Here is a 26,507-nt window from a genome sequence, read left to right as displayed (position 1 = left end):
CTCTATTTCCGTTGCCTCCTGCTGTTCTCGTTCCGAGATCACTACGAAAAAAATAGTTCCGCCAACTCGATAGTTTTGCTGGCCGGGATGAGAATCAGAACGGTTGCCTCTCGAATGGTTGCTGTAGGACGCGATAGCGCGGGCCTTTCGTGTCCGATTCGAGGGGAGCAATGGAAAAAACGCGCAAGCTCATGGCGCCCGGCTTTCACTCCTCGTGCGGTATCTCAACTGGAACGGCAAAGCCGGCCTTTACTCGATCCATCACCACCATGGTCTTGAAGCCCTTGATGTCCGAATTCTCGTAGAAGAAACGGCGAGTAAACTGCTCGTAGTCTTCCATAGTACGCGCCGAAATATATAGGACAAAGTCAGCGTCGCCGGTGACGTAAAATCCATTCACGACCTCCGGCGAGGATTTGACGGCCTTTTTGAACTTATCGATAATATCCGAACGCTCCCGCTCCAGCGTCACCATAACGAGCATTTGAATTGGTCGTCCTACTGCTTTTGCCGACAAGATCGACACGTCAGCTTCTATTATGCGTTCCGAACGGAGTCTCTTCAGCCTTCGTTGACACGCGGTAGCAGAAAGTCCGACCATTTCGCCGATCACCTCGGACGTTAGACGGTTGTTCTTCTGCACGATCCCAAGAATACGGGCGTCTATTCGATCGTATTGCACACCGGCCCCCCCGTTAGTGATTTTCGCCGCGAAATGCCCATGTCATGCAGGAAATCATTCAGGCCACAGAAAAATGCGACACAAATAACCTCGCGATAGCAATATGCTGAATGCGCCAGCGATTTCAACAGGCGACTGCGTGAGACTGTCAATGGACTTACAGATTTCTCGACCCAAACATTCGCATTCGACCGGTCTGGCTAGGAAGTGCCTCGAGTCTTTGCGGCGTCGCGATTTTGTTTCGGGAGCGGCTCTCGTTGATGGTCGCTGGGTTGCCGGCGAGAAAAGAGATTTTGTGTTCGATCCGGCTACCGGGGAGGAGATCGCGACCGTCGCTCGTTGTGACGCCGCTGATATGAAGATAGCGATCTCGGCGGCTGAGCGATCTTTTCCCGCTTGGCGAGAGCTGCTGCCGGCCAAACGCGGGGTCGTTCTTAGATCTTGGGCATCATTGATGCTCAATCACTCAGAGGAGCTGGCCATTTTGGTGACGAGCGAGCAGGGCAAGCCGCTAGCCGAGGCGCGCCAAGAAATCGCCTATGGTGCTGGATTTCTCGAGTGGTTCGCTGCAGAGGGCGAGCGTGCTTACGGCGAGACGATTCCGAGCCACACGCTCGGAAGTCTGCTTCATGTGCGGATGCAGCCAATCGGCATCGCGGCGGCCGTCACGCCCTGGAATTTTCCTGTCGCGATGATTACCCGAAAGGCTGGGGCGGCTCTTGCAGCCGGTTGTCCGATCGTTGTGAAACCTGCTCCGGAGACCCCGCTCTCCGCTCTTGCTGTGGCCAGGTTAGCTATAGAGGCCGGCGTGCCGTGCGGTGTGTTTCAAGTGCTTGTTGGTGATCCCGTCGAACTTTCGGCGCCTCTATTACGCGATACAAGAATACGCGCTCTTTCGTTCACGGGCTCTACCAGAGTTGGACGTCTACTTCTGGAAGCGGCGGCCGAAACAGTAAAGAAAGTCTCGCTCGAACTAGGGGGGCACGCGCCTTTCATCGTTTTTGACGATGTCGATGTTGACAAGGCTGTCGAAGGAGCCATGGCTGCAAAATTTGCGACATCGGGCCAGGACTGTCTGGCTGCCAATCGCATCTACGTACAAAAGGGCATCTATAGCGCTTTCGTTAAGGCGTTTGCCGCGAAGATGGCTCGACTCAAAGTCGGTCACGGCCTGGACCCTGCCACTAACATAGGGCCTATGACGAAATCATCGGTGGCCGACAAGTGTAGGATGCAAATCGATGATGCGGTGACAAAAGGAGCACAAGTCTTTTCTATAAAGCAGGATGAATGCCTGGGTCCAAACTTCATTCTTCCGAGCCTGCTCAGTGACGTCACCGAACACATGCTTGTTGCACGCGAAGAAACATTCGGGCCAGTTGCCGCTGTGCTGCCGTTTGACTCTGAAGAAGAAGTCGTTGCTCGAGCCAACGCTAGTGAAATGGGTCTGGCCGGCTACGTCTATACGGACAGCTTGCGTCAAGCGCTCCGAGTGTCTGAGCAGATCGAATGCGGCATGCTGGGCATCAATACGGCTTCATTTACAGGCCCTCCTATTCCGTTCGGTGGGTGGAAGCAGTCCGGGATCGGTCGCGAAGGCTCACGACACGGCATCGCGGAATACATGGAACTGAAGTACGTCTGCTTCGGCGATCTGGCGCGTTAGGAGAAACCGCTATGACTGACATTAAGAGGATCGCCGAGTTAGATCGCTCGAGCGTTCTGCACCCTTTCACTCAGCTCAAAGACTTCGCCACAGGCAAGCTTGGTGATCCCACCATCATTTCTGGGGGGAAGGGTGTCCGAATCGAAGACGCGCAGGGACGTAGTTACATTGACGGATTTGCTGGCCTTTATTGCGTAAATATTGGGTATGGCCGGACTGAGGTGGCTGAGGCTATCGCGCGCCAAGCGTATAAGTTGGCTTACTACCACACATATGCGGGCCACACGACCGAAGAGCTCGCCGTTTTATCGGATCGTCTCGTACGTATGACGCCAGGTAAGCCAAGCAAAGTGTTCTTTGGCTTGTCCGGATCTGACGCCAACGAAACTCAGGCTAAGCTAGTTTGGTATTACAACAATCTACGTGGTCAACCTAAGAAGAAAAAGATTATCTCGCGCGAGCGAGGCTACCATGGCTGCTCGGTAATTTCCGGTTCGATGACCGGTATGTCATTTTACCACGATTACGTGGACCTCCCCGTTCCGGGTATTTTGCACACAGGCGCACCGCACCACTATTGGGGCGCCGAGCCGGGCGAGACGGAAGAGTCGTTTTCTCGCCGACGTGCAGCCGAGCTTGAGCAACTCATCGTGCAAGAGGGTCCCGAAACGATTGGAGCCTTCATTGCTGAGCCGGTGCTGGGGACGGGAGGGATCACGCCGCCCCCAGTTGGATATTGGGGTGAAATTCAGGCTGTGCTCAGGCGTTACGACGTTCTTCTGATCGCAGACGAGGTGATTTGCGGATTCGGTCGCACCGGCGCTGACTTCGGTAGCACGTTGTACGGAATCGAGCCCGATCTGGTGACAGTCGCCAAAGGTCTGACGTCGGGGTACGTGCCGCTATCTGGAGCCATCGTTGGCGAAAGGGTTTACGGAGTTATGGAGGAAGCAGCGGATCGTGTCGGGGCGTTTTCGCATGGATATACTTATTCCGGCCACCCGATTGCGGCCGCTGCTGCCAATGCGGTTCTCGATATCGTGGAAAAGGAGCGCTTGAGTGACCGCGCAAGGATTGTTGGCGCGCATTTCCATAAGCGCCTCAATGAACGGTTTGCGCAACTAGAAATCGTTGGGGAGGTGCGAGCCGTGGGGTTGCTCGGCGCTGTCGAGTTTGTTGCGGATCGCCACACGAAGCGGCGGTTTGATCCGGAGCTCAAGGTGGGTGCCCGCATCTCTAAGGCTGCCCGTGATCTTGGGCTCATTGTACGAGCAATGCCGCATGGAGAAATTCTTGGCTTTGCTCCGCCGTTGGTTGTGTCAGAAGCCGAAGTAGACGAGATCGTCGACTTGGCTTACGAAGCAACGAAGCAGGTAATTGACGAACTCACGAGAGAATCATCAATCGATTAAAGTGGGTTCTAGAGTGCCATGTCGGATCTCCGCCTGTAGCTATCCAAGCGCTTGGTGCGCGTTTGCTCGGAATCGCTAGAACGAAATACCCGCTCACGACCGAGGAATACAGAACCTATTGGCTCTGCTTCACCGCGACCGACGCGATTCTGCCCGGGCGTTGCGTTCTGCCGCGAGGAGAAGAAGATCTGCTCCTGAAGCTCGCTGCGTCGGGAACAAGGGAAGAAGTCGCGGCTGCTAAAAGCTGGATCGGCATGACCGCGGCAGCCGCCCACGTTCCGACGTCCGTTTGATTTCCCTGAAGCTCTGGGTCCTGCTTCCGCCCAGTTGTCTTGCGGGCTAGGCGGCAATTCTTGCGATGTGTAGCAACACGCACGAACGGGGGAAAGTTGCCAGCTCCTACTCAGCGTCTCCTCCTGGTTGAAGACCAAGGCGTCGGGGTGAGTCCGGGCTGACGGATCGCGGGTAGGTGAACAAACCAAGTTCAATGGGGCAGTGCTTCAACGCACCACTGCGTGGCAGTCTGGTCGGGCTTTGCAGGATGATTTATCCCGGCGAGCAATGCGCATGGGATTCCAGGAACGATCATGGCCGCAGAACTTCCGCAACTCTAGGCGGTTTCCGCCGCGTTCAGACGTCGGGTCTTCGGTATCTTTCTTGAAACGCTAAGAGGGAGAGTACGGCCGTGGAAAATGCGAAACGAGCCTTATCGACAGCCCAAATAGACCGCGATCACCTGGAGATCGCGCAAGGTCAAATGGCCTTTGCTGGACGCTCGCCTGACGAACAAGCTCCCGCAGTGTGCCGAATTATGAAGACCTTCGGATCCTCAGCTACGACGTCACTATTCATAACGCGCGTCTAATCGCTAAATGAACTATCGCTTGACAGGGAAGGCTGTGCTCTCCTTGAACATGCGGCCCCCCTTGTGCTGTTACGGACAATCGGCGTAGCTTGCGATGTGGCTGGCTCGCAGCTCGACACTGGAAGCGACCAGCGATGTCAAGCACACCATGGTAAAGCTGAGGTGGATGATCGGCGGGTGTTTTTTCTTAGGCGCGATCGGTTGCGAATATCGAATAGAGCCGAAAGAGCTCGAATTCTTGAGCTCCTCTCCACGAAGCTCCGGATGTTCCTCCGATGTCAAATCAGGACCAGAAGAATGCATCTCGGTCTGGTGAGGTTACGCAGATTGCACTCTGAGCGCGCCCAAGGCTCGCCTGGATGTGCCTTACAAGATTCCGAACACACTCATGTCCCCGCTTCTAAGGCCAGAGCCTCAATCTGAGTACCTGTCTTGCCCGTCGTCCAAGTCCTGGCGGCAGAGATGTCGGCTCGCGGCTGAAGTCGGCTTTTCGGCAGAGTGCGAAAAGGGATGAGGAGCACGAAATACCAAGTCCGTCCCGCGCTGCCACCTATTCTTCCCAGCCGCACGCCTCGGAACGTACCTGGATCTCTTCGGCTAGAGCAGGGGCGCAACTTCCTGTTCCCAGCGATCCAACCAGGCACCCGACTGTTCTGTTAGATAAGACCAATCGGGGATATATGTATATCGCTCGATTTCCTCGTTGTTGAACGCTAGGAGCTTGGCTTCGTCAGAGACTTTCGATTTGATGTTGGCAGGTATGCCTCCGACGAGCTGATTAAACTCCGCGTTTCGCTCCGGACCAATGACGAAATTTGCGAACTTGAACGCGGCATCCGTGTTCCCACCTTTCAGGACGCACCATCCGTGGTGAGCGAGGTATGTCCAGAACCCCGTCTTCTGCGGATCCATCTTGATCAGGTATCGGATCTTGAACTTGCGGGCCAATTCGATAGCGTGGGTACCGCATTCAAAGGTTAGGCAGCTTTCGCCTGAACTGATTGTGTTCACGACCTCGGAGCCTGATTTTGCGACGCGACCGATATTCCCACTGCGCGCTAACTTTTTGATGAACTCCCACGCCGGCTCGATGTTTCTCTCGTCGCCGCCTTGGTAGAGAGCCAAGGATAGTAATTGAAGACCAGAGTTGATGGTGAGGGCTGGAAAACAAATCTTACCTTTGAGCCGAGGGTCCAAAAGATCGTCTAGCTGAGTGATCTCGAAAGGCATGATATCCTGTCGGCAGAACCACAAGGTTGCGGTTATTGTTCGGGGAATGTTTATGATGTTGCCGCCGCTATCTTTCATCAGTAGCTTCTCTGGAACGTCCACGATGTTCGGAACGTTCGCCGCGGTGACTGGCTCGGCCCAGTTTTGGCGTGCGATTTCTTGAAACGAAGCCTCGTACCCTGCCACCAAATCTATGCCAGGCTGCGGCCACGCGGCCCTAATTTTGGGCAAAATATTGATGGCGCCAGCGATGGTTTGCCAGTTAATGTCTACGTCCGACTGCTCGTCTGCAATCTTCTTGATTGACTCGATATGGACTCCGCCCCATTCCGATGCAGTGATGGTCTGAACACTGTCTACGCCGGAGGCGCCCGCACACCGCACTTGATCGTCAGCGAACGATGTGGATTTCGCTTTTCCCATGGCCGTTTAGTCTCCCAGACGCAAGCATCACGTTTGGAAATTATGAGGGGACCCGGCGCTCAAAGGCAGCGAAAACAGCGCTCAAGCCGCAGAAACTCTGCAATCTAAGCGGCGCATTGCGCTGGTTCAACCGTCCAATAGTTCCGCATAAGTCAGGGCCATCGTGAGCGGCAACCGCTGGTTCCTCGCTTGGCGTCGCCACCCCAAAGGCTCCGCCGAACGGGTGACTCGCATCCGCGAGGGACATTTCGGCCAACGCTGACCGTCCGACTTGTGAACATCTGCTTAGACGTCGAAGCCAGGAAATCGGAACACGGCGGCAAACTTTACGACAATGAGGCATCTTGGCAGGGTACGAAATGTTCGAATTTCACCGAAAGAAAGCAGAGTTTCGGCGACTTCAGCGGATTAAACGCAGTTTATCAAAGCAGGGGAAGATTAGTATCACTCAAAAGCATTTCACTAACGTTCGGACTGCGGAATCGTAAAGGGCTCATGACGGAGAATATAACGTCGACCAAGAGTGTGGGCTTTCTTGCGCCCTATCGCGTGCTGGATCTTACCGACGAGCGGGGCCTCATAGCGGGCGCGATGTTCGGTCGTCTCGGCGCCGACGTCATCCAGGTTGAGCCGCCGCGGGGTTCGCCGGGCCGAAATGTCCCGCCATTCGCGCAAGATGCGCCGGTGGGCGAGAATTCTCTCTACTGGTCTGCCTATGCGTCTGGAAAGCGTGGCGTGACGTGTGCGCTCGATCGCGCCGAAGGACGCTCGCTTTTGCATCAGCTTGTTGCCACGGCCGATGTGCTATTCGAAAGCCAAGGCGCGGCGCTACACCCAGAGCTCCGCTTCGATGCGCTAAAAGAGATCAATCCGCGCCTCGTGCACGTCACCATCACACCCTTCGGATCGAATGGTCCCAAGGCAAGATATTTGGATAGCGACTTGATCGTCTGGGCGGCGGCCGGACCGCTTGGGCCCAATTGCGACGATCGCGGCAAACCCCTCAGGATCAGCGTGCCTCAATCTTATTTACACGCTGGCGCCGATGCGGCCTCGGGCGCGCTTCTTGCCCTTTTTGCTCGCAACAAAACGGGAGAAGGCCAGCATGTGGACATCTCAATACAGCAAAGCGTTGCAATGACTACGTGTTCGGCCAACTTGGCGGCTGCCGTTGGCCATGAGAATTACTCGATCGACATTCCCTTGGAGGCGGTGGAACCGCATCTGAGCGGCTTGCGCAGACGGCGAGTCATCTGGCAGGTGAAAGACGGAGTTGTGCATATGTATCTCCGCGATGGATCCGAGGGCCGCTTCACGAACAATCTTTTCAAATGGATGCGCGGCAACGGGGTGGTTCCTTCAGGGGTGGCTGAATGGGATTGGATCGAATTGCCGCAGCTAATTGAAACCGGAAAAGTAAGCAAGCGACAGGTCGAGCAGGCGCGCGCGGCGATCGTAGCCTGCTTCGCCTGTTATACCAAACGCGAACTTATGGAGGTTGCCTCGGGTGAGGGATCTTGATGTCGCCGGCCTTCACAGTTGCCGAGGTGAGCGAAAACCCGCATCTGATCGCACGAGGCTTTTTTTGACACCCTCAACGAGAGTGGCCGACAACGCACGCTGCCAGGTCGTTTTGCCCTGACCTCAATTCCGAGTCACGTACGGACGAGCCCGGCGCCTCGTTTGGGCGAGCACAATGACGAAGTTTACGAGGGATTCCTCGGACTCGCGCCGGAGCGCATTGCGCAACTGAGACGCGATGGGGTCGTCTGATGCGCGCACTTGAGGGTTTGAGGGTACTCGATTTTGCCTGGGTCGTAGCGGGACCCATGATCGGACGAGCGCTCGCCGATTTCGGCGCGACCGTCGTTCGGGTCGAGTCGGCCAAGCGATTGGACTTCTCACGCTACTACGGCCCATACCCGAACGGCAAGTTCGACGCGCGACAATCCACCAGCTTTGAAAATTACAACGCTGGAAAATTGGGCCTTGCTCTCGATCTTTCGCGCGACGAGGGGCGCGCCGTCGCGCGCGAGCTCGCAACATGGGCCGATGTGGTCGTCGAAAACTTTTCACCAGGAACGATGACCCGCTTGGGCCTGGATTATGAAGCCCTGCGAGCGCTCAACCCGCGCGTCATCATGCTTAGCACGTCGCTGATGGGACAAAGCGGGCCGTTAGGCAAGACCGCGGGGTTCGGCAGCGCCGGCGCAGCCTTTACGGGCTTTTTGTCGTTGACCGGAAATCCGGGCGAGCCTCCCATCGGACAATTTGGACCTTATACCGATTTGGTCGCGCCCCGCTTTTCGATCTTCATGTTACTGGCGGCCCTCGATCATAGAAGACGCGCCGGGGAGGGGATGCTGATCGACATCGCACAAACCGAAGCGACCATCGAATTCCTTGCACCCCAGATCGCGCATTACTGCGAAAGTGGACACGTTGCCGGGGCAATTGGGAATCGCGATCCCGCCTTTGCGCCACATGGCGTGTTCCCAGCCCGCGGCAATCATCGCTGGGTGGCGATCGTCGCGCGCAACGATGTAGAATGGAACCGGTTGGCTGCCCTCATGGGGCAGGCCCATCTGGCGCAGGACCCTCGCTTTAATACACTAGCCGCGCGCAAAGCGAATGAAGATGCACTAGAAGCTGTCATCTCGGATTGGTCCCGACACCACCACGCAGAAGTCATCGAAGAGCAGTTGCAGGGACACGGCATTCCCGCACATGTCGTAGCCTCGAGTCCTGAGATTGTATCCGATCTCCAGCTGAAGGCCCGGGGCTATCTCGTCCGCCTACCGCACCCGGTTATGGGCGAGGCAGTAATCGAATCCGCGCCTTACCAGCTTTCGGATACGCCCGCCCGCTATGATCTCTGCGCTCCCACTGTTGGCCGCGATAATGATTATGTTCTGCGTGAGCTTCTGGGTTATTCGTCGGATCGGATCGCGGCATTGAAAGAAACCGGCGCACTAACGTGAACGATAATAGCGCTTGAAATTGCATCCGAGGCACGTGAAAGGATGATTAGATGCCGATTGATGTCGCGGTCGAAAAGGGTATTTGCACCATCGTGATCAACCGCCCAGAGCGGTTGAACGCTCTGGACGCCGAGCATTACCATGCGCTGGCAGAGGCATGGTGCCGCGTGCGGGACGATGCGGAAATCCGCGTTGCCGTCGTTACTGGTGCGGGCGACCGCTCGTTCACTGCGGGCGCCGACATCAAGAGCGTGCTCACGGACCCACCGGGCTATGATGAGATGTGGTTGACGCAACGTGATCAGCGGCTTGATCATGGGATCGAGGTCTGGAAGCCCATCATCGCTGCAATCAACGGCTATTGTTTGGGGGGCGGCATGACGCTGATGCTCGCGACCGACATACGCATTGCATCGGAGAACGCAACTTTCAGCTTCGCGGAGGTCAAGCGTGGCCTAATTGGGGTCACGTCGCACGCGTATCGTCAATTGCCGCATGCGATTGCCATGGAAATGTTCCTGACGGGGGATTCGATAGATGCAAGGAGCGCGGCGCATTGGGGACTTGTAAACAAGGTGGTCCCGCAATCGCAGCTGATGGAGGCTGCGATCGACTACGCGCGCCACATCTCCCTCAACGCACCGCTGGCGGTGCAGGCGGCGAAGGAGCTCGCGCTGCGCAGCCGCGACGCCGATCTGGCGACGGCTCTGCGCATGGAACAGATGTTCAACCGTGTGCTGATGGCGACTGAGGATGGGAAGGAAGGACCGGCGGCCTTCGCAGAGAAGCGGGCGCCGCAATTCCGAGGCAAGTGAGGCGGCACCTTAGCCGCACGTCGCAGTCATCGTCGCCTTGGCTTCCGATCTCCCGCCGGATCAAGCATCGGGACGTCGGCAACACGAAACCTTAACGGTGGGCTCGTCCAAGGCTGGCAACCCTGGAGGCAAGTTGGTGGCCCTGCAGCAATGTACATGGAGAACAGGCATGTCTGAACCACTGGAAATCGATACGGGAACACATGAGTTGCTGGCGCAAATCCGCAACAGCGTAGCTATCGTCACGCTCAACCGGCCTGAGGCGCGGAACGCTTTTCCGAACCGCCTGCTTCCGGTAATGGGCAAGTTGATCGAACGCTTGGGCGAGGATCCGAAGGTTCGCTCGATTCTTATCACCGGTGCGGGGACCGCCTTCTGCGCTGGCGGTGATGTAAAAGACATGGGGCAGAGTTCGGCAACGCCCGAACCAGATTTCGAACAGCGCGTTATAGATCTCATCGTAGAAGGTCGAATGTTGACTGGTACGCTGGTCGCGACGAGGAAGCCGACTGTCGCGGCTATCCCAGGTCCGGCGGCAGGCGCGGGCCTTGCGCTAGCCCTAGCCTGTGACATCCGCATTGCCGCACAGTCCGCCTTTTTCACCACCGCGTTTGCGCGCATCGGATTGTCGGGCGACTGCGGTTTGGCCTGGCTGCTGACGAGAGTGGTCGGATTCTCCCGCGCGCGCGAACTTATGTTTCTGTCAGAGCGCATTGATGCGCGGCGGGCGGAAGCGCTCGGCCTTGTCAACCGCGTGGTGTCAGATGGAGATTTGGGCGAGACTGCGTTTGCGCTTGCGGCTTCTCTTGCAGAAGGTCCTCCGGTCGCGCTCGGCTTTATTAAGGATAATCTGGATCACGCCATGACCTCCACGTTTCTTGAGTCGGTCGCATATGAGGCCGGGAACCTAATCAGGACGAAAGTAACCCTTGACCATAAGGAGGGCGTGCGTGCGTTCGCGGATAAGCGAAGCCCCTCTTTCGAGGGACATTAATTAGTTCACGATCCTGTAGTCTGGACAGGTCGGCAATACTGACTGCGCCCGACCGCAGAAACACCCAGCTTGCACAGATCGACCTCCGTCGGCGCTGCTTCATCCACCGCACGAAAGTGAATTTCGCGCCGATAGAAATGCTGAGCTCGCGATCTTTTGTTTGGAGGCTGAAGGCTTGGGGTGGTGCGGTGGCTTTTCGGGTTGTTTCGTAGTTTCGAGCGATGACTTTGCTGCAGGCAAGAAAGCGGCGCGCCAGACCCGCCTCGTTCGTTATGACGCATTCGTGCAAGCTGTAAGGCGAGTGTGGAAGTCGCGCCAAGAATAGCAGCGGGTCATCGGCGCGTTCACGTACCGAAGAAACAAGCCGCGTCGTGGTTTCATCACGACACGCTTGGGTATGCTGTGGGTCAATGCACCTTGTGTGTTCAACACTGCGTACAACGCGAGCGTTTCTTGACCAGTTCATCGGCCACCGCAAAACGAAGGCGAACTGTTCATCAAACGTAAGCGCGATTTTCTCCCCACGGTGACGCCCGCTGTCATTCGGCCTGCAATATTGGCTCTGACTCATTTCTGATGAAGTTCGCCGGCGACTGTGGTTCTTCAACGGAGAATCGGCGCCATGCGGACAGGCTTTCGAATTTCATCGCTAGTACCGAGTGGTTTGGTCTTTGATGGCGTAAGTGATTCAGAGGATTCAATTATTCTGGCTGTTCGGTCAGAGGCTGCGGAGGCCCAATGCCCTTTGTGCGCGACAGCATCGCGCCGAGTCCATAGCCGTTACATCCGGCACGTGGCCGATTTGCCATCAGCGGGCAGAAAGGTTCGCCTCCGATTGCTCACGCGGCGCTTCACATGCGAGGTGCCGCATTGCCGCCGACGTACCTTCGCGGAACGGTTCGGAGAAGACGTCGTTCCGCTTCGACGGCGTCGGACGGCACGGCTCGAACACATCGTCCATCACCTGGGGTTGGCGCTCGGCGGCCGGCCGGCAGCAAGCTTCGCCAAGCGACTCATGCTGCCTGTCAGCAACGATACCTTGCTGCGGGTGGTCCGACGGCGGACGGCGATGCCGATGGATCCATTGCTTGTTGTGGGTATCGATGACTGGGCGTTCCGGAGAAACCGTCGGTACGGGACCATCGTGTGCGATTTGGAGCGTCGGCGGATCGTTGCCTTGCTGCCCGACCGGGAAACGGCGACCGTTCAGGCGTGGTTGTCGAAGCACCCGGGCATCAACATTGTGTCGCGAGATCGCGGTGGTGGATATGGCGAGGCAGCAGCCAAGGCGCTGCCGCACGCCATCCAGGTCACCGACCGCTGGCATCTGATGGAAAACGCGAGCGCGGCCTTCCTTGATGCGGTGCGCCGCTCCATGAGCAAAATCCGAACCGCAATCGGGGCGACGACGATCGATCTTAAACTGCTGACCTGCGCGGAAAAGCTTCGCTATCAGGGCTATCTGCGGCGCCAGGACAGCCATGCCGCTATCGCGGCTCTTGTCAGCGACGGTGTGCCGCTCAAGGAGATCGTCCGCCGCACAGGACATAGTCGCAATCTGGTTCGCCAAATTAGTCGCGGCGGCGGTACCGATGTCTTCCGCACCCGTCAAAGCACCCTGCATGGGCACCTGCCGTTCCTGGACGCGCAATGGTCAGGCGGCTGTCGCAACGGTGCCGAACTCTGGCGCCGTTTGAAAGGGCAAGCCTTTAAGGGATCACTGCGCGTGGTGGCGGAATGGGCCACGCGACGGCGACGCGCCGAGGCCATCATGCGGATTCCGACGAAGCCGGCCATGCATTCCAATTCGAAGCCGGCCGGGTATTCCGATCTGAAGCCGGCCACCCTTGGCGTCGTTCGCATGGGTCAATTTCATGATGTCGTTGAGGGCTGGGAAGGTCAAGAGACCGGTTGATCTTGAGCGGTTTGCTTCTGCTTTCTGAGGCTCTCTCCTTTGAGTTCGATGCGGTAGGGATTGTGGACGAGGCGATCGAGGATCGCGTCGGCGATGGTGGGGTTTCCGATGATTTCGTACCAGCGATCGACGGGCAGCTGGCTGGTGACGATAATCGAGCGGGATTCGTAGCGATCCTCGACGATTTCGAGCAAATCACGGCGTTGATCGGCGTCGAGAGGTTCTGGTCCCCAGTCGTCCAGGATCAGCAGATCGAGTCGTGCGATAGCGCGCAGCATCTTGGTGTAACGGCCATCGGCGCGGCCGAGTGCGAGCGCGGCGAAGAGACGCGGTACACGATGGTAGGCAACTGAGAAGTCGTCTCGGCAAGCCTTGTTGCCAAGGGCGCAAGCGAGCCAGCTCTTGCCGACGCCGCACGGCCCGGTAACAAGGAGATTATGTCGTGCCCGGATCCAGTCGCCGGCGGCGAGTTTTAGAAAGAGCGCGCGGTCGAGGCCGCGGATAGCGCGGTAATCGACATCCTCGACGCAGGCGGCATGGCGCAGCTTGGCGGCTCGAGCTCTGGTTTCGAACCGCTTTTGCTGGCGCAGCGTTTTCTCGTGTTCGAGGAGCAACGCCAGCCATTCAGCGTGTTCGAGGCTGCGCGCTTCGGACTGGGCATCGAGGTCCTTGAAGCCTTTGGCCATACCGTGGAGACCGAGGCTATGCAGCAGGTCGAGGGTGGGATGGGTGAGCATGCTGGATAATCCTTTCAATGGAAGTAACCGGGGCCGCGCAGATTGGGATGTTCGATGACCGCGTCCTCGGTGTCGTGAGAACCGCGTTCGAGCTTGTTGGCGATGATGGAGGCGATGCTCTTGTAGGTCAGCGCGCGGACTGCGACCGCGCGGGCCGCGATCAGCTCGGCGCGTTCGGGATCAATATCCTTGAACAGCCGAAGCACGCCCAGGCAGGTCCGGAATCCCTGTTCGGGATGAGGCCGATTGGCCAGGATGGCGAGGACGAGCCCCTCGGTGTTGGGCCCGATTGACCGCCCCCAACGCCGGAATCGATCGGGAGTCCACTCGGCATAACGCCGATGCGCACTGGGCATGTGATCGGGGTCGGTGCCGTGCCGGCGGCCACCATAACGGCGCTGGTGAGCCGCAACACGCAAACCCCGATGGAACAACTCGATGGTCCGGGTGGTGGCGCGAACGTCGACCTGCTCCCGGATCAGGCCGTGTGGAACTGAGTAGAAGAAGCCGTCGACCTCGACGTGATAATCGAGCGAGACGCGGGCCAAGAGCCATTCCGCGACCTGATAGTCGGCATCCGGCAACGGCGCCAGGACAGGCCTCTCGACGGTCTCGAACAATTGTCGGCGGCTGACGCCAATCCGGCGCATGACGTGCGCGTTGATGCGCTCCAGCGCGGCGGCGATTGCCGCGTTCGCCTCGGTCAGGGAGAAGAAGGTCTGCCGGCGAAGTCGCCCGAGGATATAGGTCTGGGCAAAACGCACTCCAGCCTCCACTTTTGCCTTATCCCGGGGCTTTCTTGGCCGTGCCGGAAGGATGCCCACGCCGTAATGGGACGCCATCATCCCGTAGCTGCGATTGATTTCAGGGTCGTAGAATGAGGCCCGGTGCACGCCCGACTTCAGATTGTCAGGGACGACAAGCCGCGGCACCCCGCCAAAAAACCGGAACATGCGGACATGGGCCTCGATCCAGTCCGCCAGTGTCTGCGTCCAGCTCGCCTCGGCGTAGGTGTAATTGGAGGCGCCAAGCACGGCGACGAAGATCTCCGCTTCACGCACGACCCCGGTTGCACGATCGACGATCATGATCTTCTTGCCGGAGTAATCGACAAAGACCTTGTCGCCGGCCGGATGGTCCTGCCGCATCGTCGGCGACAGCCGCCGCTCGAACTCCCGGAATAAATCGCAGAACCGGCTGTAGCCATATCCTTCCGGGTGGACCGCCCGGTACTCCTCCCACAGCACCATCAGATTGACGCCAGGCCGCTTCAGCTCACAGGCCAGCGAGGCCCAATCCGGCTCAGCTCGCCGGCGGAAGCCGCGCCTGACGCCGGCATGGGCAAACAGACGTTGTTCAAGAACGGCGTCGGTCAGATCGCCCGCCAAAGGCCACGCCAGCCCGGCAGTCGAGGCACGCTTGAGATTGTCCTGAATGGTGCTGCGCGCCACGCCGAGCGTGCGCCCGATCTCCCGGGCGCTCACCCCATCACGGGCAAGCCGCAGCATCTGTCGTATCTGTCGCATGGTCAGTTCTCTCTTGGCCGGCATCCGCTTCCCCCGTTGATCAACGAGGGACTTGATGCCTGAGGGACTGACCCAAACGAAAACGCCGACTTCCAAAACCCCGGCCGGCTTCAAATCGGAATGCCGGCCGGTTTCACCGGCTTCAAATCGGAACGGTGGCCGGCTTCAAGTCGGAATACCCGGCCGGAATAAATCGGAATCCGCAGCCATCAGCCGCCAACAATTGCAGAGGGTCCCCGCCGCCCGGACGATAGCGCAGTTGATGACGATGAAGCGGGACCACCTAACCAAGGCCGAGACCGTCACGGTTGCCGCTATTGAACAAAGCGTCCCTATGCTGGCCGATGCCAACGCTCTCGTTGGCCGCTTCCACGCGATGATCCGAAAGAGGGCCGAGATCGAGCTCGAACCTTGGATAGATGAATCCAAACGGAGCCTCATTGGTTCGTTCGCGAATGGCATCGCCAACGACAAGGGCGCGGTGCACGCGGCTATCACGCAACCGTGGTCCAATGGCCAAGTGGAAGCTCAGATCACCAAGCTCAAGCTGGTTAAGCGGCAGATGTACGGGCGCGCTAAGCTCGATCTCCTTCAGGCTAGGCTGATTGGCGCGCCTTAAAAACAAACACGATCATCGAATATGCGTCAGAGCCAATATTGCAGGCCGAATGACATCGAAACGAATTGATGTGTGTGCCAAGGGTCAAAAGCGCCTTCCGCACTGCCATCCGACGGCCGACCTCGTCCAAATGACCCGAGCTACGCCCGAGATGGATTCTACCCCCAACCTCCTCAGTGAGGACGCGAATAAGATATTGCTCTCCGGAATGGAGGGCGCCTTGGTGCTCCAATCGCGTTTTCTCAACGCCATCAGTCTCCATGCGTCTCAGCGCCTTCAGCATCCGAAATCTGCATCAGCAACGCCGCTATTGCCGACCGTGCGTTCTGTCTATCGAGACTGGCCAGGCCGCGCGCAAGTAGCAGGGCGTCACCGGACTGGTCATAGAGCTGGACCGGCCCGGCATCACCGTCCAGTCCTCAGCGATACGAGGCAAGCACGAACCGGTCCGATCGGGAATAGCTTCGTGCGCGAGAAGGACGGCTGGAAGATCACCAAATTCCTATTCGGGTCGCGCAGTTTGACACGGCCGAGAAGCCGCGGACCGCTTCCACGCTACGACGCCGCACAGCGATAATCTGCCCCGAGAAAGCGTTCCGATCGACAATGCCCGTGCGTGGGAACACACTGCAGACGTAGAGATGAGCTCGCATTGGCTCAAGCCCAGTTGGCGCATGAACAAGGTAGTAGTGACTGTCCTCCAATCGGGGCCGCCATGTCCGACCGGAAAACCGACGCCGCTCCAGCCGACGGCAGCGATCATCTTTAGCCGATGCTCTCATGCTGCGCGAGGTCGATGCGCTCTGCAGTCAGTTTTGCCCTGAGTGCGGCAGGCAGAGCTGCTCTCCGGGTGGACCTGAATGTTTGCGCGCGAATCGCTCCTTTTCGGAGGAAGCTCTCCGATGGGCTTCTTCGGCTACATTGAGGCGCAATGGAACCTCTTGATTAGGAGCGCTCGCCCCTTCTCTACGCGACGATCCATCCCAACAAATGAGCGAGCTGGGTAGACGAAGAGGACGAGCACTTCCTCCTCAGTGCGAGCATCGAAGACGTTCAGGTTTGCAGGGGTGCCTCCGGCAAAGTGACACCATCGACGGCGCTAATCATCGTCCGACAGAGACTCACGACGTCGTAGATGGGCAACCTTGTGATACGGCGAATTGCTCGCGTGACCAGCGGGAACGCTGTGCATTCGAACAGAAGCGCCGCGATCTCCGGGTGCGCGGCGCGGAGCCGAGTCACGCAGGCAGCGACATCGCTCTCAATGGATTCGACATCCGTCCGCACGGGGGGGCGTTTCAACTCGTTGCGCCACAGCTCGCCACCTTCAATGCCGCCGATCACGACCCTGGTTCGTTCAGCAGGGTTGTCGATGCCGAGCAGTTCTTCCCCAAGATTCTTCGAGTCGAAGGTTAACACTGCGATTTTGGCCGGAGCCGGCCACTGGTTGAGCAACATCGGCAACAACAGCAAGCTCGAAGTCGCTACAGGGACATTCACAGCCGTAGCAACGGCCGCCTGATGCCGAATTGAGAAGCCACAGTTTGCGCTTATTGCGACGGCCCCCCGCTCGACCAAGCGCCGCGCGGTTGCGATGAACGCGGGCTCAAGAGCGGGTTCGCCACGAATGACGATTTCCGACCAGGCGCCCGGAACGGTTTCTAGGATCACCGGGAAATTAAACGTATCCGAACGCATGTGGGATCCTGGTCGTGGCGTCCACGGCGAAGGTCCCCGTTCGAGGTCTAAGATTCCAAGAGAAGCGGGGTTGAGCAAAGACATGTGATTTAGATCTCAAACAGTTTGCGGGGTTCATTAGTCAGCGGTTCGCCGCCCTTGCAGGCTAGCAGTTGGCTTTGTCCAATGCCTAAGGCGAATCCACAGCAACTCTCTTTTTTCTAGCCCATATTTGCCGATCGCGCTATCGAACGCTCCAGCGAGGTCGCTGCAGTTGCTCCCACCCTGTCCGCGAGTAGCGCCGCCTCCAAACCGGCGACTTCCGCCTCGTGCACACGACGTAGACGATGGGACGGCTTACCGATCGAATAGCTGACAAGTTTCTAACGGGCGAGAACGTCTGGTAAATTGCTGCCGCCACGTCCATCCGACGGAGAAAGAATACTGGCTCCTCCTGCTTGATCGATATTACGAGCCCTTCGCGAACAAGGAATGAGCGGGCTGTGTGGCGCCGTAAGATACGTGACATGAGATTGGTTGGTCACAACTAGAGCATCAATCTCACGACGCGCCGCTTCCAATTTAACCGCATCGAGCCTGCGCAGGTACTCCGTGCAGGGAAACAACTGCGGGCCGCGATTAAGCGTCGTTCGTTCAGACTACATCGCGCTTGAGCTCGGGTCCAATGCCTCGGCTATTGAGCAGAAATGTGTACTTACGGTTGGCTTAGCCAAATTGTTTGGAATTACGTCGGGAGATCGGACGTTGCGGCACTACGGTTCACACGTGCTATTGAGGCTCTCACCATCTCTATGGCTCCCACTCTTTGATTAAATATCATAATGAGAGTTAAAGCTCAAAACCAGCGAAGAACGGCCAGAGAATACACAATTTCTGCGAAGAACTTTCGTCCACGACGAATTTTGACGTCGGATGCATTCATGGCTCGAGCTGCCGGCCTGCAAGAATTTGAGGCCGCCTTCTCGATGTGAGATTGCCAAGCCGTCGGCATTTCAAAGCGCGCGGGTTACAGTCGATCGCCGCGATCGCGCGTGACAACCGGCACGTGACGAGGTGAAGTCGTGGCGCAAAACATGTCGCGCGGTTGCTCGCCCGAGACAAGCGCTTCGTCCGAGCGTCGGCAGCTCGACGGAGGAGTTGCAGAACGCGCTGTGCCAGATTGTTCAGCAGTTCGCGTTAACGAGCCTTGCAGAGCACGGTGCAGCGAAGCATGGTTGCGAGCGCCGATAATCAAAGAGGAGACATCATGCCTATCGACACTCAAGCTGCCAAGGACCGCCTCATGCGCTTCCTCGCCATCGAAGGCGTGACCGGAAAGGAGGCAGCGATCGGGCGCGAGCTCGCTGCCGCGCTTCGGGAGAGCGGGGTGCCGGCAGGCGCGATCCGTCTCGACGACGCCAACACACGCATTCCAGTGCCGACCGAGACCGGCAACCTCATTGTCGATTTGCCCGGCCGCGGCGCGATGCACAACCATCCGCGGATCATGTTCATGACCCACATGGATACCGTGCCGCTGTGCGCCGGCGCGAAGCCGAAGCTCTCGGGGCGCAAGATCGTCAACGCGGCGAAGACCGCGCTCGGCGGCGACAACCGCTGCGGCTGCGGCGTTCTCGTGACGCTGGCGGCCGAGCTTAAGAGGCAGAAGCTCGATCATCCACCGATCACGATCCTGTTCTCCGTGAGGGAGGAGAGCGGCTTGTGGGGTGCGCGCCATGTCAAAACGGAGGACCTCGGCTCGCCGGTCATGGCCTTCAACTACGACGGCGGCCCCGCTTCAAACGTGAGCATCGGCGCCGTCGGCGCGGATCGCTGGCAGGTCGAGATTTTTGGCCGCGCCTCGCACGCTGGCGTTGCGCCGGAGCGCGGGATCAGTTCGACCATGGTCCTGGCGCTTGCTCTTGCCGACGTGAAGGCAGGCGGCTGGTTCGGCAAGGTGGTGAAAGGCAAGCGGCAGGGTACGAGCAATGTCGGTCCCGTTACCGGCGGCGACGGCCGCCCAGCCGGAGAAGCGAGCAATGTCGTCACCGATTACGTGCATGTGCGCGGAGAATGCCGCAGCCATGATGCGAAGTTCGCCAGGGCGATCACCAACGCGTACAAGACGGCGTTCGAGAAAGCCGCGAAGCGCGTCAAGAACAGCGACGGCAAGACAGGACGGGTCAAGTTCAAGGCAGAGACCGACTATTATCCGTTCCGGATGAAGGACAGCCTGCCGGTAGTCAAACGCGCGATCGAGGCCGTGTCCGCCATCGGGGGAACGCCGAACATCCGGTCCGCGAATGGTGGGCTCGATGCGAACTGGATTGTCCGCCATGGTGTTCCGACCGTAACGTTCGGCGCGGGGCAGAACGAAGTGCACACGGTTGACGAATGGATCAATCTTGACGAGTACGACCGGGCGTGTGCGCTCGCACTACAGCTAGCAAGGACGCCCTGAGCCTCAGGTGCAAAGTCCAAAGGCGAAGGCAGGCGTTTTCGGGAACAATGCTCGCGAGCATAGTTTCGATCGGCGCTTGAACCATAGATGTGGCGCGCGTCCCGCAAACGGCGCGCGTCGCTGCGGACCCCCGGTGCGATCTAGACCTACATCGGCCTTCCGCTGGCTTGTTCTTTTGACGCTTTGCTTCGTAAGATCCTGCCGCTCGGTCAACTTTGAACAGGGTTGATAGTCTGCCTTTGGATGGTATGGTAGGCGGTCCTGAGAACACCCGCCGGGTTGATGTTGCCGCTTGGCTTTCGTCGGTGAAAATCTCCGAGCGAATAGCGGCTTGAGGGCTTAGAAGCTGAATGTGGTTTCCGCAGGATCGCGCGCATGATTGTCCCGGGTTCTGGAAGGGACGATGCGATCGAAGGAAGCGCGTGACGCCAATTGACGACGAACACGCGGCGCATCTGCAATCGTCTATCTTCACGCAGGCCCCCATTTTGGCTACCCTGCGTGAAAAACATCTCATTTCCCCGTTTTAAGCAGAATTTAAGCTTGAAATAGTAAAATATCGCCGAAATTCTTCTTGAATACCATTTACCTTGTTTCGGTGCATGCCGCCTTGTAGATCGGCGCAGCGGCCGGCGCGTTTGCCGTGTGCCATCGGACTGGCGAATGCAGTAGGGCATGACGCGGCTAGCTGTCGAAGTGTAGCCGCACTGGCGCTCTGCTGTCCAAGTGTAGCCGCACTGGCGCTCTAAGGCCTTTCCGGCACATGGCACAGACCGGAATGGGAGGCGGTGATGGCTAATCGCGGAGATTTGGCACGTCGATTGGAAGATATTTCGGGACGGGCGCCGCTCGAATTCGATGAATCAAAACGCAGAATGGCGGAAGCGGCGCGTTGGACGCCCGAGGGCGTTCACAGTAGCTTCCGTGCTGGTGGCTCGCCAACGCCGCTTGTGATCGAGCGGGGAGAAGGCCCTTACTTGATTGACGCCGACGGTAATCGGCTCATCGACTACTATCTCGGTTTGGGGCCAATGATCCTCGGCCACTCGCCGCCATCGGTGAAGGCCGCGGTCGCGGAACAGCTCGAACGGGGCATTCTCTACGCGGGGCAGACGGACGCTGAGATCGAGGCAGGCGAACTCTTCTGTAGGATGGTGCCGTGTGCCGCGCGCGTGCGCTTTACCTCATCAGGGACGGAGGCAGTGCAGGCTGCGATCCGCCTCGCTCGCGCCGTTACCGGTCGCAGCTTCATCATCAAATTCGAAGGCCACTACCATGGCTGGTGCGACAACATTCTTTGGTCGAATGCGCCCCCGCTAGACCAGGTAGGCCCACGCGAGGCGCCGACCCGCGTTGGACGGAGCCGTGGACAAGATCCGGAGGCGGGAGAACATACGGTTGTGCTGCCGTGGAACGATTTAGCTCTGGTTGAGCGGCGTCTCGCGGCGGGTGATGTAGCGCTCGTGCTAATGGAGCCGGTAATGTGCAACTCGGGCGGCATCTTGCCCGTGCCCGGCTATCTCGAGGGGGTCCGAGAGTCCTGCATCAAGAACGGCACGCTGCTCATCTTCGACGAAGTTGTCACGGGATTCCGGGTCGCCGCCGGCGGAGCGCAATCTCGCTTCGGCGTGACCCCGGACATAGCGATTTTTGGCAAGGCGGTCGCGAGTGGCTTCCCAGTCGCCGCTGTGGCTGGTCGTGCCGAAATCCTCGACCATTTTGCACGCGGCGTCATCCAAGGCGGCACTTACAATGCGAACCCAATCGCGATGGCGGCTGTAGTCGCCACGCTGAACGAACTCGCCGACCCCGGCGTTTATGAAGCGATGGAGCGGCGGGGACGAAGGCTCATGGAGGGACTGCGGCAGGCGCTTCAGGCTGCTAATGTGCCGTCGGTGGTATCAGGCCTGCCGCAGATGTTTAATCTGGCTCTCGACATGTCGGAGCCGCCTCGGGACTATCGTGAGGCGACGAAGGCGAACAAGAAACGCTATGTTGCCTTCACGACGGCGCTGCTCCGGCGCGGGGTGAGAGCTCTTGAAAGAGGAACATGGTTGATGTCCTCCGAGCACGACGATGCCGTGGTAGACGCGACAATTGCTGCGGCCGAGGAGGCAGCTCGGGAGATATAGCACCCTTCGTGCACGCCTCGCGACTATCGCCGATGTCAACAATTAGATCTCAGAGTTGAACCTCAGCGTTCGCGAAATGCACACGATCCCCGATAAGCTGCCGGCATTCCCATCATCCTGCATGTCTCGCGCATGTGCTGGGCACAGTATCGTGCCAATTGTTTGATGGTAAGCGCGAATTTCCCTGCACCTTTTGCTTTTGAGTGCTCTGATGCATGAGGTGTCCACCAAATTAGGTGGACACCTTGTGATGGCAGACGATGATCAGAAACTGCAGGTCAGGCTTGTTGGTCGGAGCGGTCGCCGGCGCTACGAGGCAGCATCGAAGGAGCGTCTTGTCGCGAGTTGTCTTGAGCCTGGCGTTTCGGTATCGAGACTTGCGCTCGAACACGGGGTCAACGCGAACCTGCTTCGGAAATGGATCAAGAAGCACACCGCGACCAGGTCTCTCCCGCGGTCTTCCCCATCGGCGTTCATCCCGGTTCAACTTGAGGGGGCTTCCGCATCCGATCGCGCCCTGTCGCGGGGGAGCAGCGTGGCGATGGTGGGTTTGCCGGCGGCTTGCGATGAAGTGCGGGTGTCGGAACCCAAGGGGACTACAGCTTTTTGTTCTCCGGCCAAAGTGAGCGCGTCGCTGCCGAACGGCGTGAAGGTCGCGCTGGAATGCGGCGATATGGATGCATTGACGGCGATCATCGGAGCCCTGGGCCATGTTCAGACTGGGCGGTGACCTGCAGGTCTATCTGCACCGTGAGCCGATCGACTTCCGGGCTGGCATCAACAGCCTTGCGGTTCTGGTCCAGGAGACGATGGCGCTCGATCCGTTCGCTCCGGCGGTTTTTGCGTTCTGCAATCGCCGTAGCGACCGGATGAAGTTGCTGTTCTTCGACCGGTCCGGCTTTGTGCTGGTCCTGAAGCGGCTGACCGAGGAAGTTCCGATGGCCGCGCCCCAGGAGGCGGTCGTCACGCTGACGACCGAGCAATTGCACTGGATACTTGACGGCATCGATATCGATGCGATGGTCCGCCATCCGGTGCGGCAATATCAGGTTGCCGGCTGAGCTCTTGAGTTGAGCGGTTGACGCGTCGGTACGGTTCAGATTCAAGAATCCGATGAATCGAACCGGCGAACCGAGTGTCGAAGCGCTGTTGGCGCGCATTGCTGCGCTGCAGGTGGAGAATCGTCAGCTCACGGAGCGCGTCGTCAGGCTCGAGGAAGAACTGGCGCTGGCACGCCTGCATCGTTTTGCGCCGCGCAGCGAAAAGCACGTCGACCGTCTGTTCAATGAAGCCGAGCAGGCCGCCGACGAGGATGATGCCGGCAGCGAAACGGACAATATCGTCGAACTTCCGGACACGGGCTTGCCACCCGTCGAAAGCACAACGGGAAAGAAGCGCGGCCGCAGACCGCTGCCGGCGAACCTGCCGCGTGAGCGGGTCGAGTATGACCTGCCCGACGATCAGAAGGCGTGTCCTTGCTGCCGTGGCCAGATGCATCGCATGGGCGAGACTGTCACCGAGCAACTTCATATCGAGGTGAAGGCGAAGGTTTTACAGAATGTGCGCTTCAAATATGGGTGCCGCCATTGCGATCGCACCGGGATCAATGCCCCTGTCGTGACCGCGCCGATGCCGACGCAGCCCTTGCCGGGCAGCGTTGCCACGGCCTCAACGCTGGCGTTCGCGCTGGTTCACAAATATGTCGATGGCACGCCGCTCTACCGTCTGGCGCAGGCCTTCGAACGCGCAGGTGTTCCTGTCAGCCGCGGCGCTTTGGGTCACTGGGTGATCGGCTCGAGCGAGAAGCATCTGCATCGCATCTCAGACGCGCTGAAGCTGCGGCTCAGATTGCAACCTCTCATCCATGGCGACGAGACGACGGTTCAGGTCCTCAAGGAGAAGGACAAAAAAGCCACCAGCACATCGTACATGTGGGCTTATCGCAGCGGCCAGGGCAGTCACGAGCCCATCGTTCTTCTGGATTATCAGCCGGGCCGCGGCCAGATCCACCCGCAGGCCTTCCTCGGCGATTACCGTGGCATCGTGATGAGTGACGGCTATACCGCTGGCGCACGCTGGAAGGGGCCACCCACATTGGATGCATGGCCCACTCCCGACGGCGCTTTGTCGATGCCCTCAAGGCGAGGAAGAAGGGCGGCGGTCCGCCCGAGCAGGCGCTGCGGTTCTTCGAACAGATTTACCGGGTTGAAAGGCAGGCGCGGGACGAAAAACCAGACAGAGGCGAAACGCCAGATCAATGCATTCGCCGCTTCCGCCAGCAACACAGCATTCCCGTCCTGAACGCCCTCAAGGAATGGCTCGATCAAATCGCCCCGAAGGTCTTTGCCCGACAGCAAGCTTGGCGATGCCGTATCCTACACTCTGAACCAATGGGAATATCTGACGCGCTACACGCAAGACGGCAGGATGCCGATCGACAACAATCTCCTGGAGCGCGATATCAGAATCTTTTGCCACTGGCAGAAAGAGCTGGCTGTTCAGCGACACCGTCGAGGGAGCCAGGGCCAGTGCCGTCGTCTACAGTCTGATGCTGACCTGCCGCGCCTCACGCGTCGAGCCGTTAGCCTGGTTGCGCCACGTCCTCACCGAATTGCCTCAGCGCGCGGGCGACGCCGATATTACCGACCTGCTGCCCTTCAACTTCCCCAAAACCGCCGCTGCCTGAACGGGTCAGATGCCGCCCTCGATACGAAGGCCATCCGTCAAAAGCGCGGGCTGTCAATCGGCGTTCAAATTTGGCTCTGACGCATATCCGATGATCGTGTTTGTTTTTATGGCGCGCCAATCAGCCTAGCCTGAAGGAGATCGAGCTTAGCGCGCCCGTACATCTGCCGTTTGACCAGCTTGAGCTTGGTGATCTGAGCTTCCACTTGGCCATTGGACCATGGTTGCGTGATTGCCGCGTGTACCGCGCCCTTATCGTTGGCGATGCCATTCGCGAATGAGCCAATGAGGCTCCGCTTGGATTCATCTATCCAAGATTCGAGCTCGACCTCGGCCCTCTTTCGGACCATCGCGTGGAAGCGGCCAACGAGAGCGTGGGCATCGGCCAGCATAGGAACGCTTTGTTCAATAGCGGCAACCGTGACGGTCTCGGCCTTGGTTAGGTGGTCGCGCTTCGTCGTCATCAACTGCGCTATCGTCCTGGCGGCGGGGACCTTCTGCAATTGTTGACGGCTGATAGTCTCGGCGCGTCGCCGTCGCGTGGCCCATTCTGCCACCACGCGCAGTGATCCCTTAAAGGCTTGCCCTTTCAAACGGCGCCAGAGTTCGGCACCGTTGCGACAGCCGCCTGACCATTGCGCGTCCAGGAACGGCAGGTGCCCATGCAGGGTGCTTTGACGGGTGCGGAAGACATCGGTACCGCCGCCGCGACTAATTTGGCGAACCAGATTGCGACTATGTCCTGTGCGGCGGACGATCTCCTTGAGCGGCACACCGTCGCTGACAAGAGCCGCGATAGCGGCATGGCTGTCCTGGCGCCGCAGATAGCCCTGATAGCGAAGCTTTTCCGCGCAGGTCAGCAGTTTAAGATCGATCGTCGTCGCCCCGATTGCGGTTCGGATTTTGCTCATGGAGCGGCGCACCGCATCAAGGAAGGCCGCGCTCGCGTTTTCCATCAGATGCCAGCGGTCGGTGACCTGGATGGCGTGCGGCAGCGCCTTGGCTGCTGCCTCGCCATATCCACCACCGCGATCTCGCGACACAATGTTGATGCCCGGGTGCTTCGACAACCACGCCTGAACGGTCGCCGTTTCCCGGTCGGGCAGCAAGGCAACGATCCGCCGACGCTCCAAATCGCACACGATGGTCCCGTACCGACGGTTTCTCCGGAACGCCCAGTCATCGATACCCACAACAAGCAATGGATCCATCGGCATCGCCGTCCGCCGTCGGACCACCCGCAGCAAGGTATCGTTGCTGACAGGCAGCATGAGTCGCTTGGCGAAGCTTGCTGCCGGCCGGCCGCCGAGCGCCAACCCCAGGTGATGGACGATGTGTTCGAGCCGTGCCGTCCGACGCCGTCGAAGCGGAACGACGTCTTCTCCGAACCGTTCCGCGAAGGTACGTCGGCGGCAATGCGGCACCTCGCATGTGAAGCGCCGCGTGAGCAATCGGAGGCGAACCTTTCTGCCCGCTGATGGCAAATCGGCCACGTGCCGGATGTAACGGCTATGGACTCGGCGCGATGCTGTCGCGCACAAAGGGCACTGGGCCTCCGCAGCTGCCGACCTAACAGCCAGAATAAGCGAGTCCATTGAATCACTTACACCATCAAACACCAAACCACTCGGTACTAACGATGAGATTTGAAAGCCCGTCCGCATGACGCTGATTCTCCGTTTGAGAA

At 58.8% G+C, this 26,507-nt stretch carries 16 protein-coding genes and 3 pseudogenes; 13 read left to right on the top strand and 6 right to left on the bottom strand.

From position 1 onward, the window contains the following. Positions 1 to 205: 205 nt before the first annotated feature. Entirely contained in the window at positions 206 to 682 is a 477-nt protein-coding gene (locus AB8Z38_RS17740) for an Lrp/AsnC family transcriptional regulator (protein ID WP_369726291.1), read from the bottom strand. Positions 683 to 833: 151 nt separating this feature from the next. Between AB8Z38_RS17740 and AB8Z38_RS17735 the strand changes: the two genes are divergently transcribed. Both AB8Z38_RS17735 and AB8Z38_RS17730 read left to right on the top strand, forming a co-directional pair. Then, entirely contained in the window at positions 834 to 2,348 is a 1,515-nt protein-coding gene (locus AB8Z38_RS17735; protein ID WP_369726290.1) for an NAD-dependent succinate-semialdehyde dehydrogenase, read from the top strand. Between the two features lie 11 nt (positions 2,349 to 2,359). After that, complete coding sequence (locus AB8Z38_RS17730; protein ID WP_369726289.1) at positions 2,360 to 3,760, top strand: aminotransferase; 1,401 nt, start codon at positions 2,360 to 2,362, stop codon at positions 3,758 to 3,760. A gap of 1,462 nt (positions 3,761 to 5,222) precedes the next feature. Here the strand turns inward: AB8Z38_RS17730 and AB8Z38_RS17725 are convergent. Continuing rightward, positions 5,223 to 6,278 carry an extracellular solute-binding protein gene (locus AB8Z38_RS17725; protein ID WP_369726288.1) on the bottom strand — a complete coding sequence of 352 codons (1,056 nt, stop codon included), beginning with the start codon at positions 6,276 to 6,278 and terminating at the stop codon, positions 5,223 to 5,225. Positions 6,279 to 6,773: 495 nt separating this feature from the next. Between AB8Z38_RS17725 and AB8Z38_RS17720 the strand changes: the two genes are divergently transcribed. From AB8Z38_RS17720 to AB8Z38_RS17700, 5 genes and pseudogenes are all read left to right on the top strand, one after another. Then, the gene (locus tag AB8Z38_RS17720) at positions 6,774 to 7,799 is read left to right on the top strand and encodes a CoA transferase (protein ID WP_369726287.1); all 1,026 of its coding nucleotides are present in this window, start codon (positions 6,774 to 6,776) and stop codon (positions 7,797 to 7,799) included. A gap of 251 nt (positions 7,800 to 8,050) precedes the next feature. Further along, on the top strand, positions 8,051 to 9,259 hold the full coding sequence (locus AB8Z38_RS17715; protein ID WP_369726248.1) for a CaiB/BaiF CoA transferase family protein: 1,209 nt from the start codon (positions 8,051 to 8,053) through the stop codon (positions 9,257 to 9,259). A gap of 50 nt (positions 9,260 to 9,309) precedes the next feature. Beyond that, positions 9,310 to 10,074, top strand: a complete 765-nt coding sequence (locus AB8Z38_RS17710) for an enoyl-CoA hydratase/isomerase family protein (protein ID WP_369726249.1) — start codon at positions 9,310 to 9,312, stop codon at positions 10,072 to 10,074. Positions 10,075 to 10,243: 169 nt separating this feature from the next. After that, on the top strand, positions 10,244 to 11,068 hold the full coding sequence (locus AB8Z38_RS17705; protein WP_369726286.1) for an enoyl-CoA hydratase-related protein: 825 nt from the start codon (positions 10,244 to 10,246) through the stop codon (positions 11,066 to 11,068). Positions 11,069 to 11,690: 622 nt separating this feature from the next. After that, positions 11,691 to 12,854: pseudogene (locus AB8Z38_RS17700) on the top strand (ISL3 family transposase); the annotation flags it as partial. Between the two features lie 113 nt (positions 12,855 to 12,967). On the opposite strand, the gene istB reads toward AB8Z38_RS17700, so the two are convergent. Beyond that, on the bottom strand, positions 12,968 to 13,720 hold the full coding sequence (istB, locus tag AB8Z38_RS17695) for an IS21-like element helper ATPase IstB (protein WP_369726285.1): 753 nt from the start codon (positions 13,718 to 13,720) through the stop codon (positions 12,968 to 12,970). A 14-nt stretch (positions 13,721 to 13,734) separates the two neighbouring features. Next, a complete protein-coding gene (gene istA, locus AB8Z38_RS17690; RefSeq protein ID WP_369726522.1) occupies positions 13,735 to 15,246 on the bottom strand; it encodes an IS21 family transposase in 1,512 nt (503 codons plus the stop codon). Positions 15,247 to 15,475: 229 nt separating this feature from the next. Here istA and AB8Z38_RS17685 point away from each other — a divergent pair. Beyond that, a pseudogene (locus AB8Z38_RS17685) lies at positions 15,476 to 15,865 on the top strand (transposase); the annotation flags it as partial. Positions 15,866 to 16,918: 1,053 nt separating this feature from the next. Here the strand turns inward: AB8Z38_RS17685 and AB8Z38_RS17680 are convergent. Further along, positions 16,919 to 17,563 carry a hypothetical protein gene (locus AB8Z38_RS17680; protein ID WP_369726284.1) on the bottom strand — a complete coding sequence of 215 codons (645 nt, stop codon included), beginning with the start codon at positions 17,561 to 17,563 and terminating at the stop codon, positions 16,919 to 16,921. Between the two features lie 1,246 nt (positions 17,564 to 18,809). Here AB8Z38_RS17680 and AB8Z38_RS17675 point away from each other — a divergent pair. The 5 genes and pseudogenes from AB8Z38_RS17675 to AB8Z38_RS17655 all read left to right on the top strand — a co-directional run bounded on the left by AB8Z38_RS17675 (position 18,810) and on the right by AB8Z38_RS17655 (position 24,821). Next, entirely contained in the window at positions 18,810 to 20,003 is a 1,194-nt protein-coding gene (locus tag AB8Z38_RS17675; protein ID WP_369726283.1) for a M20/M25/M40 family metallo-hydrolase, read from the top strand. 791 nt (positions 20,004 to 20,794) lie between these two features. Beyond that, on the top strand, positions 20,795 to 22,135 hold the full coding sequence (locus AB8Z38_RS17670) for an aspartate aminotransferase family protein (protein WP_369726282.1): 1,341 nt from the start codon (positions 20,795 to 20,797) through the stop codon (positions 22,133 to 22,135). A 250-nt stretch (positions 22,136 to 22,385) separates the two neighbouring features. Then, positions 22,386 to 22,865: a transposase gene (locus AB8Z38_RS17665; protein ID WP_369726281.1), complete on the top strand. Its 480-nt coding sequence runs from the start codon at positions 22,386 to 22,388 to the stop codon at positions 22,863 to 22,865. Then, the gene (gene tnpB, locus AB8Z38_RS17660) at positions 22,846 to 23,196 is read left to right on the top strand and encodes an IS66 family insertion sequence element accessory protein TnpB (RefSeq protein WP_369726280.1); all 351 of its coding nucleotides are present in this window, start codon (positions 22,846 to 22,848) and stop codon (positions 23,194 to 23,196) included. The genes AB8Z38_RS17665 and tnpB overlap by 20 nt, the downstream gene beginning before the upstream one ends. Before the next feature lie 52 nt (positions 23,197 to 23,248). Then, positions 23,249 to 24,821: pseudogene (locus AB8Z38_RS17655) on the top strand (IS66 family transposase). Between the two features lie 106 nt (positions 24,822 to 24,927). Here the strand turns inward: AB8Z38_RS17655 and AB8Z38_RS17650 are convergent. After that, entirely contained in the window at positions 24,928 to 26,484 is a 1,557-nt protein-coding gene (locus tag AB8Z38_RS17650) for an ISL3 family transposase (RefSeq protein WP_369726279.1), read from the bottom strand. Between the last annotated feature and the right edge of the window lie 23 nt (positions 26,485 to 26,507).

This window comes from Bradyrhizobium sp. LLZ17, assembly GCF_041200145.1.
Taxonomy (GTDB): domain Bacteria; phylum Pseudomonadota; class Alphaproteobacteria; order Rhizobiales; family Xanthobacteraceae; genus Bradyrhizobium.
Note: the sequence above shows the minus strand (reverse complement) of the source record. Positions and strands in the feature narration are given on the sequence as shown.